Annotated in this window: 19 protein-coding genes; 5 read left to right on the top strand and 14 right to left on the bottom strand. The window is 53.6% G+C overall.

Annotated elements, in window-relative coordinates:
* The first annotated feature begins 3 nt into the window (after positions 1 to 3).
* Complete coding sequence (locus A0129_RS03500) at positions 4 to 516, top strand: hypothetical protein (RefSeq protein ID WP_291712449.1); 513 nt, start codon at positions 4 to 6, stop codon at positions 514 to 516.
* 2 nt (positions 517 to 518) lie between these two features.
* Here the strand turns inward: A0129_RS03500 and A0129_RS03495 are convergent, their stop codons facing one another.
* From A0129_RS03495 to yajC, 4 genes are read right to left on the bottom strand one after another with little or no spacing between them, the layout of a single operon-like run.
* Positions 519 to 1,451: a flagellar brake protein gene (locus A0129_RS03495; protein ID WP_291712447.1), complete on the bottom strand. Its 933-nt coding sequence runs from the start codon at positions 1,449 to 1,451 to the stop codon at positions 519 to 521.
* Between the two features lie 24 nt (positions 1,452 to 1,475).
* Positions 1,476 to 2,429: a protein translocase subunit SecF gene (secF, locus tag A0129_RS03490; RefSeq protein ID WP_291712446.1), complete on the bottom strand. Its 954-nt coding sequence runs from the start codon at positions 2,427 to 2,429 to the stop codon at positions 1,476 to 1,478.
* Between the two features lie 34 nt (positions 2,430 to 2,463).
* Positions 2,464 to 4,356 carry a protein translocase subunit SecD gene (gene secD / locus A0129_RS03485; protein ID WP_291712444.1) on the bottom strand — a complete coding sequence of 631 codons (1,893 nt, stop codon included), beginning with the start codon at positions 4,354 to 4,356 and terminating at the stop codon, positions 2,464 to 2,466.
* A 9-nt stretch (positions 4,357 to 4,365) separates the two neighbouring features.
* A complete protein-coding gene (gene yajC / locus A0129_RS03480) occupies positions 4,366 to 4,707 on the bottom strand; it encodes a preprotein translocase subunit YajC (protein WP_008249612.1) in 342 nt (113 codons plus the stop codon).
* A gap of 135 nt (positions 4,708 to 4,842) precedes the next feature.
* On the opposite strand from yajC, the gene msrA reads away from it, so the two are divergent.
* The gene (gene msrA, locus A0129_RS03475; protein WP_291712441.1) at positions 4,843 to 5,385 is read left to right on the top strand and encodes a peptide-methionine (S)-S-oxide reductase MsrA; all 543 of its coding nucleotides are present in this window, start codon (positions 4,843 to 4,845) and stop codon (positions 5,383 to 5,385) included.
* Here the strand turns inward: msrA and A0129_RS03470 are convergent.
* Genes A0129_RS03470 through A0129_RS03430 form a run of 9 tightly spaced genes read right to left on the bottom strand, consistent with a single transcriptional unit; the run spans position 5,382 to position 12,507 of the window.
* A complete protein-coding gene (locus tag A0129_RS03470) occupies positions 5,382 to 6,176 on the bottom strand; it encodes a tRNA threonylcarbamoyladenosine dehydratase (protein ID WP_291712439.1) in 795 nt (264 codons plus the stop codon). The two genes, msrA and A0129_RS03470, sit on opposite strands and share 4 nt — an antisense overlap.
* Positions 6,176 to 7,297, bottom strand: a complete 1,122-nt coding sequence (locus A0129_RS03465; RefSeq protein ID WP_291712437.1) for a trypsin-like peptidase domain-containing protein — start codon at positions 7,295 to 7,297, stop codon at positions 6,176 to 6,178. Before A0129_RS03465 ends, A0129_RS03470 begins: the two co-directional genes overlap by 1 nt.
* Entirely contained in the window at positions 7,294 to 7,935 is a 642-nt protein-coding gene (locus tag A0129_RS03460; protein WP_291712435.1) for a DUF2946 family protein, read from the bottom strand. The genes A0129_RS03465 and A0129_RS03460 overlap by 4 nt, the downstream gene beginning before the upstream one ends.
* Positions 7,928 to 8,926, bottom strand: coding sequence for a hydrolase (locus tag A0129_RS03455; RefSeq protein WP_291712433.1), 999 nt, complete (start codon positions 8,924 to 8,926; stop codon positions 7,928 to 7,930). Before A0129_RS03455 ends, A0129_RS03460 begins: the two co-directional genes overlap by 8 nt.
* A 15-nt stretch (positions 8,927 to 8,941) precedes the next feature.
* Positions 8,942 to 9,397, bottom strand: coding sequence for a nuclear transport factor 2 family protein (locus tag A0129_RS03450; protein WP_105028166.1), 456 nt, complete (start codon positions 9,395 to 9,397; stop codon positions 8,942 to 8,944).
* Between the two features lie 53 nt (positions 9,398 to 9,450).
* The gene (gene purU, locus A0129_RS03445; protein ID WP_105028165.1) at positions 9,451 to 10,305 is read right to left on the bottom strand and encodes a formyltetrahydrofolate deformylase; all 855 of its coding nucleotides are present in this window, start codon (positions 10,303 to 10,305) and stop codon (positions 9,451 to 9,453) included.
* 37 nt (positions 10,306 to 10,342) lie between these two features.
* On the bottom strand, positions 10,343 to 11,380 hold the full coding sequence (gene waaF / locus A0129_RS03440; protein ID WP_291712432.1) for a lipopolysaccharide heptosyltransferase II: 1,038 nt from the start codon (positions 11,378 to 11,380) through the stop codon (positions 10,343 to 10,345).
* Complete coding sequence (locus A0129_RS03435; protein WP_105028164.1) at positions 11,377 to 11,580, bottom strand: zinc-finger domain-containing protein; 204 nt, start codon at positions 11,578 to 11,580, stop codon at positions 11,377 to 11,379. The genes waaF and A0129_RS03435 overlap by 4 nt, the downstream gene beginning before the upstream one ends.
* A 6-nt stretch (positions 11,581 to 11,586) precedes the next feature.
* Positions 11,587 to 12,507 (bottom strand): branched-chain amino acid transaminase, encoded by a 921-nt coding sequence (locus tag A0129_RS03430; RefSeq protein WP_105028163.1) that lies wholly within the window; start codon positions 12,505 to 12,507, stop codon positions 11,587 to 11,589.
* Between the two features lie 142 nt (positions 12,508 to 12,649).
* Between A0129_RS03430 and A0129_RS03425 the strand changes: the two genes are divergently transcribed.
* Genes A0129_RS03425 through A0129_RS03415 form a run of 3 tightly spaced genes read left to right on the top strand, consistent with a single transcriptional unit; the run spans position 12,650 to position 15,447 of the window.
* Entirely contained in the window at positions 12,650 to 13,303 is a 654-nt protein-coding gene (locus A0129_RS03425; protein ID WP_291712430.1) for a TetR/AcrR family transcriptional regulator, read from the top strand.
* 49 nt (positions 13,304 to 13,352) lie between these two features.
* The gene (locus tag A0129_RS03420) at positions 13,353 to 14,021 is read left to right on the top strand and encodes a protein-L-isoaspartate O-methyltransferase (protein ID WP_291712428.1); all 669 of its coding nucleotides are present in this window, start codon (positions 13,353 to 13,355) and stop codon (positions 14,019 to 14,021) included.
* Positions 14,022 to 14,034: 13 nt separating this feature from the next.
* A complete protein-coding gene (locus A0129_RS03415) occupies positions 14,035 to 15,447 on the top strand; it encodes a TolC family outer membrane protein (RefSeq protein ID WP_291712426.1) in 1,413 nt (470 codons plus the stop codon).
* 11 nt (positions 15,448 to 15,458) lie between these two features.
* Here A0129_RS03415 and A0129_RS03410 read toward each other — a convergent pair whose 3' ends face one another.
* The gene (locus tag A0129_RS03410; RefSeq protein ID WP_291712548.1) at positions 15,459 to 16,787 is read right to left on the bottom strand and encodes a 3-deoxy-D-manno-octulosonic acid transferase; all 1,329 of its coding nucleotides are present in this window, start codon (positions 16,785 to 16,787) and stop codon (positions 15,459 to 15,461) included.

Genomic DNA, 16,787 nt, shown 5'->3' with positions numbered 1-16,787 from the left:
TCGATGGTCGACGCACTGATCGCCATTCTGGTGCTGTCCATTGGTTTGGTCTTGTATGCCAAAAACTGGACGGCCAATTTTGGTGCTAAAAACTCGACCCATGTGCGTTCGATCGCTGCGACTCAAGTCGCAGAAATTGGCAATGTGTTGCTGGCCAATATTTCAGACCTGGACAGGGACACGCCGCGTGGGCAAATCATTTCTCGAATGCAGCAGTTCTCAGGACGATTGGAAGACCACTTGAACAGCTTTGCGGGTGCGAGGGGCTATGAATGCACGAGCAATGGGCCAAGAGCCCTGGGAGCACCCAACAGTGCAATTGATTTGAGCCAAGCCACGCTGCCCCGTGCTTGGGCGCAGGGCGCAGCTTCATGTATCAGTATTCGCCCCTTACCCAATTTAAGCACGCAAACCAACGGCGTTTGGATTCATATTGAGGCCAGATGGATTGATTCCCACACACTGGACAACCAGACGGAAAACGTCAGTGTGTACACCTTGGTCAGCCCGCTGTGATCCTACTTTGAATAAAGTTGCGGACCAAGGCGGTGATTCAGACGATCACTGACAAACGCATGGATGACAGCAAATTGCTCATCGTTGAGCGACTTTAACGCAAAGCCATAACTTGATGAAGCAGGTCCGGAATCACGGGGCTTTGACGCCACCTCAGCATCGCATTCGATCAAATACTTGCGATCATCCAGAATAATTTGAAACGCAATCGAGATGGATTGCCCCATTTTGAAATTCACAGCCTTGGCAAACAACAGTTCAAGCCCACCAGTTGAGATGTTATCGATCACTGCGGTGATCGATTCAACCAAACCACTTTGACTGCCGTTCAGACGGACAGTGGCGGGCAAATCACAATTCACACGACGGGCGCGTCGAATGGCCTGCGACTCAAGATGCGTTTCATGGGGCCATGACATCACAATCAGAGGGTGCGGCGACAGCAGCACCTTTTCAATCATTGAACTGAAGCGATAAATGGACAAGCCGTAAGTGGCCTGGAACTCCCAAACCTGCCCTTCTTTGGCAAATACACATTTGCCATCCCGCATGGGGTGCGTGATCAAAATGGCGGCTTGAGGGATGCTACCGATTAAACGAACATGGAAAGGGTCTTTGGATTGCCCAGGCGCAGACATTTTCAGTTGGCTGCCCGTCTCAAAGGGATCTTCAAATGCCTGTTTCGCGGGAAGCATTCTGGGCAAGGCGTTTGGATCCATTTGAGGCTTGCCCGGTTGAATCACAAACTTGTTGGCCCACCGGGGGTTATGGTACAAGCCCTTGGCGGCCAGTTCATCAAGCTGTTTCTGGCTACTAACCGCCTGGCCTTCAGCCAACAGCAGTACACCGCTTCTGTCAAAGATTGCGAATGGCAGCGCCTTGCCAATTTCAATGTCGCCTTTGGCCAAAGGCGAAAGGTCTTTGGGATTGTCCACGCTGCCTCGCTTACTAACCCCGTTTTACGGGGTTTCAAATTCTTTGTCTTTTTTCACAGGCTTTACCAAGTCTTCCCTGGTGAGGCCCAGCCACATCAACAGGGGGCTGGCCACCAACACTGAGGAATATATGCCAAAGCAAATACCAATGGTCAGCGCCAAGGCGAAACCGTGCAAGGTAGGACCACCAAAAAACAACATCGAGCACACCATGATCTGGGTAGAACCGTGGGTAATGATGGTGCGTGAAATTGTTCGGGTAATTGCGTTGTCGATGGTTTCTTCAACGGTCATTTTTCGGACTTTCTTGAATGTTTCGCGAATGCGGTCAAACACCACCACAGATTCGTTCACCGAATAACCCAAAACCGCCAACACTGCTGCAAGTACCGAGAGTGAAAACTCCCAACCGAAAAATGCGAAAAAGCCAAGAATAATGACCACGTCGTGCAAGTTGGCCACGATGGCTGACACCGCAAACTTCCATTCAAAACGCATGGCCAGATAGATCATGATCCCGATGATCACGACCATCAATGCGATTACACCATTCTCAGCCAACTCACGACCTACCTGTGGCCCTACAAACTCCACACGCATCAATTGAACATCCGGGCCGCCCAAGCTCAACACCTGCTCGGTCATCGCTTGCTGGTTGAGTTTGCCCTCAGTGCCCAAAACGCCCGATTGCAAATCCTTCACCGCCAGTCGAACCAACACATCGCGTGCAGTACCGAAGTTTTGAACCTGTGGCTCGTCGATCCCGGTGGCGCGCAAACCTTCGCGAATTTTCTCGAGTTCAGCCGGTTGGGAATAGCGGGCTTCGACGAGTACACCGCCTGTGAACTCCACACTCAGGTTCAAACCTTTGGTCGACAGAAAAAATACGGCTGCCGCAAAAGTCAGGAACGAGATGATGTTGAAAATCTTCGCATGCCGCATGAACGGAATGTCGTTTTTAATTCTGAATAGTTCCATTTGCTTTTATTTCACTTGGTTCGGTTGGTGTAGGTCACGCTTTTTTAGCGACAGCTGTGCCGTCAGTGGGGCGCCAAATTTGCCCAATGCTGACGGAGTCCAATTTCTTCTTGCGGCCATACCAAAGGTTGACCACACCGCGCGACACCACAACAGCACTGAAAATCGAGGTCAAAATACCCAGACAATGCACCACTGCAAAACCACGCACAGGGCCTGAGCCAAAAATCAGCAAGGCCAAACCGGCAATCAAGGTGGTAATGTTCGAATCCAGAATGGTGGCCCATGCTCGCTCGTAACCTGCAGCAATGGCTTGCTGCGGCTGCGCGCCGTCACGAAGTTCTTCGCGGATACGCTCGTTGATCAGCACGTTGGCGTCAATCGCCATGCCCAGGGTAAGCGCAATCGCTGCAATACCTGGCAATGTCAGGGTGGCTTGCAATACGGACAACAAGGCAAACAACAACATCACGTTAACCGCCAGTGCAAACACTGAAAACACACCAAACAACAAGTAATACACGATCATGAATGCGCCCAGCACAACAAAGCCATACAGGGTTGAGTTAATACCCTTGTCGATGTTGTCAGCACCCAGGCTAGGGCCAATGGTGCGCTCTTCAATGATGTCCATGGGTGCAGCAAGTGAGCCTGCACGCAATAACAAGGCCAGATCGGCTGCCTCCACCGTGTTCATGCTGCCCGAAATTTGAACTCGGCCACCACCGATTTCACCGCGGATGACCGGTGCGGTCACTACCTCGCCCTTGCCTTTTTCAATCAGCACAATGGCCATTCGCTTGCCAATGTTTTCAGCAGTAATGTTTCTGAAAATACGCGAACCTTGACTGTCCAGCGTCAAATGCACCGCCGGTTCCTGGGTTTGGTTGTCAAAGCCGGCTTGCGCATCGGTCAGGTTGTCGCCGGTCAAAATTACTTCCGATTTCAACAACAAGTCGCGGCCACCACGCTCGGTGTAGCGCTCGAGGCCAAAGGGCACAATACCGCTGGCCAGGGCAGACTGAGCCTCCGGGCTGTCATCCACCATGCGAACTTCCAGTGTCGCAGTACGGCCCAGAATGTCTTTGGCCTTCGCCGTGTCTTGCACGCCTGGGAGCTGAACCACAATACGGTCCGCACCCTGGCGTTGAATCACGGGTTCGGCTACGCCCAATTCGTTAATCCGGTTGTGCAATGTAGTGATGTTTTGGCGCAAGGCGTACTCACGCGCCTGCTGTTCAATTTCTGGCGCCAGTGTCGCTATCAGCGCAAATTCCGTGCTGTTTTCAGGCGCAGCCAACTGCAAATCCGGGTATTCCTTGGCCAGGGCAGCCTGTGCTTTGTTGCGGGCGTCTGCATCGCGGAAGGTCAGGTTAAAACCGGCTGGAGTGCGAGGCGCACTGGCGTACCTCAAGTCTTTTTCGCGCAAGGTTTGCTTGGCGCTGGCCAGCAAGGCATCCTTGCGCTTTTCCAGTGCAGCATCCATGTCCACTTGCAACAGAAAATGCACACCACCCCGCAAATCGAGACCGAGATACATGGGCAGCGCATTGATGCTAGTCAACCAGTCTGGGGACCGGGACAACAAATTCAGGGCAACAATGTAATCGGGGTCTGCCGGGTCTGGATTAAGCTGGCTTTGGAGAAAATCTCTCGCCTTTAATTGCTCTTCAGACGAGTTGAACCTTAATTTCAGAGTTCCGCCACCCAGTGTTTCTTCGAAAAACACCCCGTCGGGCTTGATACCTTGCGCCTCGAGCTGACTCGATAAACGTTCAGCCAGGTCAGGTGACAATTTCAAGGTGGACTTGCCACTTGAAACCTGCACAGCAGGCGCTTCGCCGTAAAAATTGGGCAAGGTGTACAACACACCCAGCACCAACACAATGGCGATCATCAGGTACTTCCAGACAGGGTATCGATTCATGACAGCAAATTAACGTGTTTCTTTCAGGGTGCCGCGAGGCAGCAGGCTTTGTACAGCAGCGCGTTGCAGCACAACTTCAACGGGCTTGTCACCCATTTCGGCCACTTCCAGCGTGATGTACGATTCGTTGATTTTGCTGATCTTGCCCAGCAAACCACCCGAGGCAATTACTTCATCGCCTTTTTGCAGGGCTTCAACCATGGCTTTGTGTTCTTTCTGACGCTTCATTTGGGGACGAATTGCCAGGAAATAAAGCACGCCAAACATCAAAATGAGGGGCAGGAAGCTTAAAAGGCCACTTTCCGGGCCAGCGGCTGCGGATTGCGCAAACGCGGATGAAATCACAGTCATCTCCTTAAAGTTGTGATGGGTTCGCGCCGAGTATACAACGCTTGACACCTAAAATTCAGACCAAAAGGCTTGACTTGGGTTCCACTTAAAGATTCACTTAGTGATTGTGGGAACAATAAAAACAGGCTTTGATCTATGTCGAGCAAGATAGAACAGGCAACCTTGGGCGGGGGTTGTTTCTGGTGCACTGAAGCTGTTTTCCGGCAACTCAAAGGAATCGAGTTGTGCGAATCGGGCTACAGCGGGGGAAGCGACCCCAATCCGAACTATGACAAGGTCTGTGGCGGTAGAACCGGCCACGCCGAAGTCATTCGGCTGCACTACGATCCGGAAGTCATTTCATTTCGGAAAATACTGGCAGTGTTTTTCGCCATTCACGACCCAACCACCTTGAACCGACAGGGCAACGATGTGGGTACCCAGTACCGCTCGGTCATTTTTTTTCACACGCCCGAGCAACGCGACATAGCCGTGGCTTTTGTTGAAGACCTGGAAAAACGGAAAATTTTCCGCGACAAGGTAGTGACCGAGATTTCGCCTTTGCTGAATTACTTTCCCGCCGAGAAATACCACCAGGAATATTTCGAGAACAACCCCATGCAGCCCTACTGTGCCTATGTGGTAGCGCCCAAGGTTGAAAAAGCCGAAGACCTTTTTGGTGACTTGTTTAAACGTTAAGTTTTGTGGTGGTTCACGCAATGTGCAATGGCCCAGGCGGCCATTTGCATGCCCATGGTGGCGGTGACCGTGACCACAGAGCCATAACCCGCACAATTCAACCCAGCCGCAGGTTCGCACGCGTCGCTGCGCTTGATTTGCTCGGCTGAATAGAACACCGCCACGCCCAGCTTCTTCTTCGGGTCTTTCGCGTATCCATGTGCGCGGCGAAGTGTGTACCGCACCTTGGCCAGCAGGGGGTCATTGGTGGTGTCGCGCAGGTCGGCAGGCTGAACGAGCCAGGGTTTGGTTTTCCCACCCGCACTGCCCGACAGCGCCACGGCAAGGTTCAAACGCCTGGCCCAAGTGACCAAGGCCACCTTCGCCCGAACATTGTCGCAACAGTCCAGCACAACTTTGCATTCGCCAGCCGCCGCAGCAAATTGAGTGAGCAGGCTCTGCGCATTGTCAGGTTCCAGAAACGCATCCACGAAGGTCACCTGGCACTGCGGAAAATAGCCATGAATGTGATCGGCCAAAGCCTTGATCTTTTCCCGTCCCAAGGTGGCATCACAGGCCTGGATTTGTCGGTTGATGTTGCTTTCAGCCACGTGGTCCATGTCAACCAGCGTAATTCGACCCACGCCACTGCGAGCCAAGGCCTCGGCAGCCCAAGAACCCACCCCGCCGACACCTACCACCATGGCATGAACCCGCTGGTTGAGAAACACATGGGTACCATCACCGTACAGGCGACTGATTCCACCAAACCGTCGATCCAAATCGGGATGGCTATCCATCGAGTCAACCATTAACGCGCTTCCAGATCCACGACGCTCACCGACACTTCGCGCGTATCGTCACCGCGCATCACCAGCAAATTGGCCGTACCACCGACGCCAACTGCCTCCAGGGCCTTTGACAACTGCAAGACATTGGCAACTGGTTTGCGGTCAACGGCGATGATGATGTCACCCACCACCCCCCCCTGCAAATCAAACGGCTTCAGACCTGCCCGCGCTGCAGGTGAACCCGGCTCTACGCCCATGACTGCGATGCCACGAATACCCAAGCGGCGAGCCAGCGACTCATCCGCCACTGCAATGCCGATACCCGGACGGGGTAAAGTGCCACGTTCAATCAACTGCGGCACAATTTCGTTCACCAAATCAACAGGAATTGCAAAGCCCACACCCGCGGAGGATCCGCTTTGAGAGAGTATGGCGGTGTTCACACCGATCAAACGGCCCGCGGAATCCAGCAAGGGGCCACCGGAGTTACCAGGGTTGATGGCTGCGTCCGTTTGGATCACATCCGGTATTTCACGGCCGTTGCTCACAGGCAAGGTACGCCCCAAAGCGCTGACGATACCCGCAGTGAGCGTTTTCGACAGACCGAAGGGGTTGCCGATGGCAAACACCGATTGCCCCACCAGCAAGTCGCCAGACGTGCCCACTGGGATGGGCCGCAGGTTGGCTGGCTTGTTCACCAGGCGGATCACCGCAAGATCGTACGAGGGTGCAATACCCACGAGGCGAGCCGGCAGCGGTTCTGAGTCATCAAGCTGCACTCGAATTCGACTGGCTCCCTCTACCACGTGCGCATTGGTCACAATGTGGCCAGCCTCATCCCAAATAAAGCCTGAACCGGTGCCCTCCGCCACGCGCCTGAAAAACAACTGCCCTTGTACGCTCTCCGTGAAAATATAGGCCACAGATGCTTTGGACACCTCAAACAGCTCAACCACGCTTTTTTCGCCTGCGGCAAGATCGCCCCGGGCCTCTACCACCCGTGGTGCGACGTTTTCTGGTCGACTGGTAAACAGGTTCTCAATGCTGGACTGGTTGTACAACACATACAACAACGCCACAAACAACACAAAGGCAAGCAATGCAGTGGCTGAGGCACCGCTTTGATTCTGTCTCGGTTTCACGAATTTGGATCCTGCTGGTTAACTTCTGGATTCGGGTTGAACTGAAAGCGCTGTGGCACAGTGCCTGATTCAATAGGCACCAACTTCAACGTGCAATCGCGCAGTCCCGTGGACGTGTTTTTATCCCGGCGCAACTTGGTGCGCGCAGCAATCAGGGTGTCGGGATCCTCATCGGGCACAGCCCAACTGGCTTGATGAACCAGTTCGCCCTGGCATTCCTTCAGGCCCTTCGCAAGAAGGTCCATGTCATTGCTGTGCAAAAGGCCAATGCCAGGCTCACCTTCAATCAAGACCCTGCCCTGTTCATCTTGGTACATACCCAAGGGCCAGCAGACGAGACCAGTGTGGGTGGTCAGCATCAAGGCACCGTGCTCCAGAGGGTGAATGCGATACACCCACGGTGTGTAAGCCAAGTGGACATACGCTTTTTGAGGGCCATTCTGAAAATAGTAACGCCCGTCTGATTCGCAACCATAGTTGCGCGCCATGAAATTCAAAATCCTCGGATGGCTGATTGTTAACCCCTCGGGCACAGGTCCTGTCAGCAACCAGTCGCCTTGCGTGCTTAACTTCACCCATCCGGCAATGGCCGGCACGTTGGGCCAACGCGCCAGTGCTTTTTCTACAAGGTCATCCACCGCTTGCTCCTGTTTGCTTTGCAGAGTGCTGCGCAAAGAAAGCATCGCATTGCTTGGGCAACCAGTCCAGCCCCAATCGCAAACTGCGTCCGTTCGCAAAACCAACATGACCACCGTGCTCTGTAAACAGACAATTCACTTGCGGGGACACTTCATGGGTTGTCGGCAAATGTTGACCACTCATGAAAGGATCGTTTTTCGCGTGAATCATCAGGGTGGGCACCGCAATATGTTTCAACAGTGGCTTGGCCGATGACACGGCATAATAATGCTCGGCATCCCGGAACCCATGCCAAGGGGCTGTAACCCGGTTGTCGAAATCGAAGAAATCTTTGCAGTTGGCAATGTCCTCCACGTTTCCCAACTCGGGAAAGCGCTTGACCTTCTCAATTGATTTCGGAATCAAAGTGCTTAAAAACATGCGGGTATAAACCAGATTGAACCCTTTGGCCAGCGATACCGCACCCGCGAGCAAATCAACTGGTGCACTCACTGACACGGCTGAGCTGACCACCTCCCGAGCCAGCTTTTCCCGCTCTCCCAGCCACTTCAACAACACATTGCCACCCAGTGAAACACCCGTGACATGCATGAATTCCACTGAAGAAAACTGGCTGCGCAGGCGACGAAGTATCCAGTCCATTTCCTCGGAATCGCCCGAATGATAGGCGCGCGGCATCCGGTTGTTTTCGCCGGAACACCCCCGAAAGTGGACAACCACACCCAAGGCACCCGCCATGCGGGCCTGGTTCATTACCGCCAGGCTGTAGTGACTGCGCGAGCAACCCTCCAGGCCGTGAAACAGCACCCAAAGCGTGTCGTGCTTTGCCGCTTGTTCCAGGGACTCAGTAAAATCAAGGTCGATAAAATCACCATCCGGCGTGTTCCAGCGCACACGGTGGTAGTGCACGCTTGGCTTTTCAGCCCAGCGTGCGGCCATAATGGTTTGGGAATGGCCCTCGGGAAGCCACCAAGGCGGGCGGTACACCATACTGCCTCGGCCTGATCAGTGCAGCGTGGGCTGCGGATCGAAGTCGGACAGGTCGTCCTCGACCATTTCTTCTGCATCCATGGCGGGGCTTGCGTGATGCATCACAATTTTCCAGCCATTGGGCCCCTTGTGATACACATTGGTCGCATTCACTTGCACGACATGAGGCTCACCCCGAGAGCTGCTCATCATGACTTGCTCAACAATGTTGTGCACCGACACCATCACGCCTTCAACGCGGTGCACAGGCACCACGCGAATTTGCAAGGCACCTGCTGAAAGAATTTCTTTCCAAGAGTCGCGTACATCGTGATAGCCCTCTACGCGAGGACCTCCGGGGTGAATACACACCACATGCTCATCGTCGGCCCAAAGATCCATCAGGGCTTCCAGATCGGCTGCTTCAAGTGCCTCATAAAAGGCTTGCTCAATGTCTTGCGGTGAAGAATGAATGACTTTGGCTCTGGACATTCAACGCACTCCAATGGGTATTTATGTGTTTTGAATGAGGTTGTTGAGGTGACTCACTGAAACACCACTGTTTTTGATCCGTTCAAAACCACACGGTGCTCGCAGTGCCATTTCACCGCACGGGCCAACACCATACACTCGGTGTCGCGTCCTCGAGCGGTCAACTCTTCCGGGGTTAAAGAATGGTCAACGCGAGCCACATCTTGTTCAATGATAGGGCCCTCGTCCAGATCCGAGGTCACGTAGTGTGCTGTAGCACCAATCAACTTGACTCCCCTGTCAAAAGCTTGCTGGTAAGGTTTGGCCCCCTTGAAGCTGGGCAAGAAACTGTGATGAATGTTGATCACCCGACCCAGCATGTCGCGGCACAATTCCGGCGACAAAATTTGCATGTAGCGGGCCAGCACAACGAGATCGATCTTCTCACGCTCAATGATCTGACGTATTTGCGTTTCCTGAAGCTCTTTGGCTTCGGGTTTCACCGGCAAGTGATAAAACGGGACACCATATGAGGCCGCAAGCAAAGCAAAATCCTGATGATTAGACACAATGGCCGGTATCTCGCAAGGCAGTTGACCGCTTTTCCAGCGAAACAGAAGATCGTTCAAACAGTGCCCGAACTTGGACACCATCAGCAACACGCGAGGCTTTACACGGGCATCAAAAAACTGGTATTTCATGGCGAACGGCTCTGCCACCTTCGCGAAATTGGACTGCAGTTCGACCTCGGTCAGCTTGCTTTCGGGCGGCAATGAAAAGTGCACCCGCAAGAAGAAAAGATTGGTGGACTCATCGCCAAATTGAGCAGAGTCAAGAATGTTGCACTGTTGGTCAAACAAAAATTTGCTGACGTTGTACACAATGCCCGTGGTGTCGGGGCAAGAAATTGTCAGGATGTAGTCACGCATGGTAAGGCCAGAGTGCGTTGAAAATGGGCTTGTAAGATCATACTCCCTGAGAAGCAGGCACCAGCTGTTCCAACACCATTTTCGGGTCGAGCTTTTTCAGGCAATGGGTGTGGCCCAGTGGGCACTCCCGCTGAAAACAGGGGCTGCATTCCAGATTGAGGTAATACACCTTGGCCTTGCTGCTTAAGGGCGGCGTGTGGTGTGGGCTGCTGGAACCAAACACCGCGTGCACTTGTACATTCAAGGCAGCAGCCACGTGCATCAAGCCCGAATCATTGGTCAGCAACTGGCTTGCCGCAGACATCAGGGCCACAGCCTGGGCCAAGCTTGTCTTGCCCGCCAGGCTACAGGCACGTGCTTGTAAATCCAAAGGCAGCAGGCTGACAATTTCCCCACAAAAAACAGAGTCTTTGGGCCCACCGAACAGCACAGCCTTCTGCAGGGGGTTTCCCAATAAAAACTTGGCGATCACTTCAGCAAAGTGCTCCGCTGGCCAGCGTTTGGCGGGACCAAACTCAGCGCCCGGCGCAACGGCCAAGAAACCCGGGCGAAGTTCAAACTCGGCACATGCGGCATGGCGCATACCTGGCTCTACGTGTAAAACCGGGAACTCCAGCACATCGGCGGAGTAATGACCAAGCTGCCCATACCACTCGATCATGGGTGGTTTGGCTTTCTTGGAAGGCTTGGGCAACGGGTGGGTAAGCACCGCTGTGCGCAGCTCTCCGCTGTAGCCTACCCGTTTCGGTATTCGTGCAAACCAGGGTACCAAAGCTGATTTCAAGGAATTGGGTAAAATCACCGCCATGTCGAAACCGCGCCCGGCCAGTGAGCCCCCCACCTGCTTGCGCAAGCGCCATTGCAATTTGCCGTGGGAGAAGGGCTCTACCTGCACAGCACGGACAGCTTCACTGAACTGATATACCGGTGCAGTCACCGGTGGAGCGAGAACATGAATTTCACAGGGTTTGCCGTCAGCCGACCGCAAAGTATTGTCTTGATGCAAGGCTTGAATCAGCGACAGGCTCATGACCGCATCGCCGATCCAATTGGGGGCAACAATTAAAACCTTCAATGTGAGTGTACTTTTGCACCAGGCTTCAAGGTGTACACCGTGCCACAATAAGGGCAGGTGGCCTTGCCTGTTTTGGTCACGTCCAGATACACCTTGGGATGCGTATTCCACACCGGCATGGCCGGGTTGGGGCAAAAGGCGGGCAGTTGATCGCCATCCAGCTGCACAGTTTCATGTTTTGCTTTTTTGTCACTGATCATGATGCTTCACACCCGGGTCAGCCAATGTTCATATTTTTCATTTCGACCGTACACCACGTCGAAATAACGCTTTTGCAGCTCTTCAGTAATTGGCCCGCGTGTGCCGGCACCGATGGTTCGGTTGTCCAGCTCGCGCACTGGCGTTACTTCAGCCGCAGTGCCAGTGAAGAAACACTCATCAGCGATGTAAATGTCATCGCGAGTCAGGCGCTTGCTCTTGACTTCCATGCCCATTTCACGGGCGAGGGAAATAATCGTTGAGCGGGTAATCCCAACCAATGCCGAGGCGATTTCAGGCTCGTAAATACAACCATCTTTGATTACAAATACGTTTTCACCCGCACCTTCAGCCACAAATCCATCCACATCCAGCAACAGTGCTTCGTCGTAACCATCCTGGACAGCCTCGGTATTTGCAAGGATCGAGTTGGCATAGGTGGCCGCAAACTTGGCACGCGCCATGGTCACATTCACATGGTGGCGGGCATAAGACGAGGTTTTAACCCGAATGCCTTTCTGCAGACCTTCTTCGCCCAAATAAGCGCCCCAAGGCCAGGCCGCAATGGCCACGTGGGTTGCAGCGCCTTTGGGCGACACCCCCATTTTCTCGGAGCCATAAAAAGCAATGGGGCGGATGTAGCAGGAGTCAAGATTGTTGGCGCGCACCACTTCACAGCAGGCATCCATGATCTGCTCACGGGTGTATGGCATGTTCATGCGGTAAATATGGGCTGAATTGAAAAGGCGATCGGTGTGCTCTTTCAACCTGAAAATGGCAGGGCCTTTGTCGGTTTTGTAGGCTCGCTCGCCTTCAAAGACTGACAAACCATAATGCAAACTGTGAGTGAGCACGTGAATTTGAGCTTCACGCCACGGCACAAGTTTGCCGTCAAACCAGATAAAGCCTTCGCGATCGGCCATTGACATGCTGAATTCTCCGAAATTCCAAGATTTACCAAACCGACATATTCTACAACCCAACAAGCACCGATTTGGGCTTACCACGTTGACTCGGTGAAGAATGAACCACTATAGTGCAATCAACCACTCTAAAAAAAGATGTACACCTATGAAGCAATGTCTGGCGAATGCTCAACCCCGTTGGACGCGTAGAAAACAAGAGCGCCCACAAGAACTACTCGATGCTGCACTCACCATTTTCAGCGAAAAGGGTTTCTCAGGAGCCCGCCTCGAAGACGTGGCCAAAAGCGCTGGCGTCAGTAAAGGCACGGTTTACCTGTATTACTCCAACAAAGAGGAATTGCTGAAAGCCGTGGTGAAAGAACATGTTTCACCCATCGTGGAGGAGGCAAAAAGCCTTCTGGAGCCCGAGAAAAGCTCTGCCACGCTGATCAGGGAGGCCATCCACCTGTGGTGGTTGAAATACGGGTCTACCAAACTCAGCAGCATTACAAAAATCGTACTTTCCGAAGCCAATGCTTTTCCTGAGCTGGCTCGATTTTTCTACGACGAGGTGGTGCGGCCTTGGTGGGACTACCTCGAATCAGTGCTCAAACGTGGTATCTCCCGCGGAGAGTTTACCGACATCGACACCGAATACGCCGCCCAAGTGCTCTGTGCACCCTTGGTCACCCTTGGATTGTGGAAGCGAACCATGGATGGTTGCTGCGGCGTAGAAACCAACCCCATGCGCTACATTGAAGCGCATATTCAAATGGTGCTGAACGGTTTGACCTGCCCGCACACAGCGCGTGTTGCATAAAATTTGCTAAAATAGCGAGTTACCCAATTTACCCACGCGAGAACCCGCCATGGACTTCGAGAAAGCCCGCTTCAATATGATTGAACAACAAATCCGCCCCTGGAACGTGTTGAACCAGAAGGTGCTAGATTTGCTTGAAATGATCAAACGCGAGAATTTTGTGTGTGCCGGGCTTGAAAAACTGGCGTTCACTGATTGTGATCTGCCGATTCGCGTCAATGGCACCGACACGGGCGAGGCCATGTTCAGCCCAAAAATGGAAGCTCGCATTCTTCAGGATCTAGAGCTCGGTGTGCATGAAAAGGTTCTGGAAATCGGTACAGGTACGGGTTACATGGCTGCTCTCATGGCGCAACAATGTGCCCACGTCACGACCATAGAGCTGAATCCGGCCATCGCGGAAATGGCCCGCAACAATTTGAAGAAAAACGGCATTACCCGAGTGAAGGTGATTGAAGGCTGTGGATTTCAGTTGGCCCCGACACTCGGTCAATTCGACGCGATCGTGCTGTCCGGTGGCTCGCCCATCATGCCCACTGGCTTGCTGGAAGCGGTCAACCCGCTTGGACGCCTGATGGCCGTGATTGGCCAGGCACCTGCCATGCAACTGGTGCTGGCCCGCAAGTCCCGTGACGGTCAACTGATCACCACACCTTTGTTTGAAACCATGACCAAGGTGTTGATCAACGCACCCAAAGCCAACGAATTCGTATTCTAAGGACACGGGACTCATGACCCAGCCCGATCAACCCGTAATCAAACGACGTACATCGGGCTTCAAACATTGGCTGCTGGGATTGGTGGGCATGCTGGGTTTGGCGATCGCGGGCAACCTGGCTGGGGCCCAAGAAGGCCTGACCACCGATCACTCAAGCCCTCAAAATCTGCTTGCGCTCTTCAACCTGGCCAAACAGAATGACCCGGCCTTTCGGGCAGCAGCTTCTCAATTGCAGGCTGACCTTGAGACTGAAAACCAGGCATTTTCAGCCCTGCTGCCCAACGTCAACTTCGGGGCACGTATTGAGAAACAAGACAACACCTACGATGCGTTTGGCATGTCGATTGACGCCAGCCGCAATCCCGGCACCTACAGCCTGGTACTCAACCAGGCACTGTTTCGCCCTCAAGCCTGGGAAACCTACAAGCAAAGCCAATTAAGCGGAGAAGTTGCCAAGCTCAGCTTTCAGCAAGCCGAACAAGACCTGGTTTTGCGACTCACTCGCGCTTATTTCGATTTATTGGCCGCGCAAGACGACTTGGCCAGCATTGATGATCAAAAAGCCGCTATTACCGAGCAGCTGGCCTTGGCGAAAGCCAATTTTGAGGTGGGCAATGCCACTGTGACAGACCAACAAGAGGCTCAGGCACGATTTGACCTGACCGTGGCCCAGGAACTGGCCGCGCGCAACCAGCTGGCTCAGCGCAGACTCCAAATCGAAACCATTGTGGGCATGCCTGTCAATGAACTGGCTGCTCTCGCACCCTCGACGCAACTCAGCGCCCCTGCGCCAAATACCGCCGAAGCGTGGGCCGAGCAAGCCCGAAACAACAATCTGAGAACCCAGCAAGCGAGGCTCGCCAGACTCATCGCCCAAGGCGAAAGTAACAAGGCCAAGTATGGCCATTTGCCAACCCTGGACTTGACTGCCCAAATGGTTGAAACCGAGCAGCAGATTTTTGATGGCAACAGTGGACGCCCTTTTGACTTGGGTGTGGACAGCACCACCATCGGTCTGGTGATGAATATTCCTATTTTCAGCGGTGGCGCTACCCAAAGTCAGGTCCGCCAGCAAGCGGCATTGTTGGAAAAAGCGATGAATAATGTAGAACTCGCAAGCAGAAATGCCACACAGGCTGCAAAGTCGGCATTCCTGGGGGTTCAAACCAGCCTGGCACAGGTGAATGCCCTCGAAACCGCACTGGCCTCAAGTGAACTGGCACTCCGATCCAACAAAACCGCCTATGAAATAGGCATTCGAATCAATGTTGATGTCTTGAACGCTCAGCAACAATTCAATGCCACACAGCGTGACCTCTCAAAGGCCAAGTACAGCAGCCTGATCAATATGCTCGAACTGCAGGCTGTGGCTGGGCAGTTAAACGCGGAATCGCTGAAACAGATCAATCAACTTCTGCTGCAATAAGCGCGCTATCCCTAAACGTCATTCAATTGATTGAGCACATCGAAGCTGCGCTGAGTTGCCCCACGGTGACTGCGCGCATAGGCAAAGGCCGCTTTCTTCGCCTCGTGATTGCCCTGAAAATCACTCAGATAAAATTCGCAAGCCGCCAGTAAATTATCAAACCGACGGGCTGCTTTTGCTGACAGTGCATCCTCTGCTGCTTTGGCAAAATTAAAGGTATTCGGCCCCATCCACACGGGGCAACCATAAGCGCAAGCCTCAATCAGGTTTTGCCCGCCAAAAGGCAACCACGAGCCCCCCAACAAAGCCAGATCGGCCACGCTGTAATACGCGGGCATTTCACCCATGGAGTCGCCCAGCACCAAACGGGCCTGCCCAAAACCTGCCAAGGCAATATTGCTGCCTGCATTGAACGAGGCACTTCGACGTACGGGACGGGCCACACCCATCCGCGTGGCTGCCTCTGCCATCAATTCAAACACCTCATCAAACCGCTGAGGGTGGCGCGGTACAATCCACACACTGGCTTTGGGCATGCGCTTGAAAAACTGACTTCGGTTCAGGGCATCAAGCAACAAGACCTCTTCACCCTCCCGACTGCTGGCGAACAACACCACCTGCTCTGCCTGCGCAGCCTCCCGCCAGGTGCGCCCCATGGTGGCCAACTCCGGCTTGAGCGCCACATCAAATTTCAGGTTGCCGCACACGGCATCCGCTGGTCGCCCAATTTTCTCAAATACAGCTGCATCGGCCTGTGTTTGGACAATCAAGGTGCCAACACTGCGCAAGACAGGTTTGCTCACGAGCCCCAACTGGACCAAGCGCTTTCCAGTGGTGGGTGATACCCGCGCGTTCAGCACTGCCGTATGAACATTGCTCCTGGCTGCTCTCAACAGCAGATTGGGCCACAACTCGGTTTCAACAACCCACAATGAATTCGCGCGCACTTGCTTGAATGTTCGCGCAACCAGATGGGGCAAATCGTATGGCAGATAAAAGAACTGAACGCTGTTCAATGCCGAATAAAGCTGTTGGCAAGTGGCCAAACCCGTGGGTGTGGTGCAGGAAACGGCCCATTCATGCTGAGGATAAACCTTGGCCCAGTGCTGTACCAAAGGGGAAATGGCATGGGCTTCGCCCACCGAAACAGCATGTACCCAGATTCGCTTTTGACCCGATGGAACCGCCTTGAACTCAGGCAGACTCGCCAGGAACCGCTGCCCCCACCCTCGGCGATACTCAGGCTGCCTCACACTGCGTTTGAGCAGATACAAAGCCAGCACTGGCAGCAGCAGAAAAAGACTCAGGCTGTAAAGCCACAAAAAGACGCGAGCTCGCAC

It is taken from the genome of Limnobacter sp. CACIAM 66H1 (assembly GCF_001601825.1).
Classification (GTDB): Bacteria; Pseudomonadota; Gammaproteobacteria; order Burkholderiales; family Burkholderiaceae_B; genus Limnobacter.
This window is presented reverse-complemented; position numbering and strand designations above follow the sequence as displayed.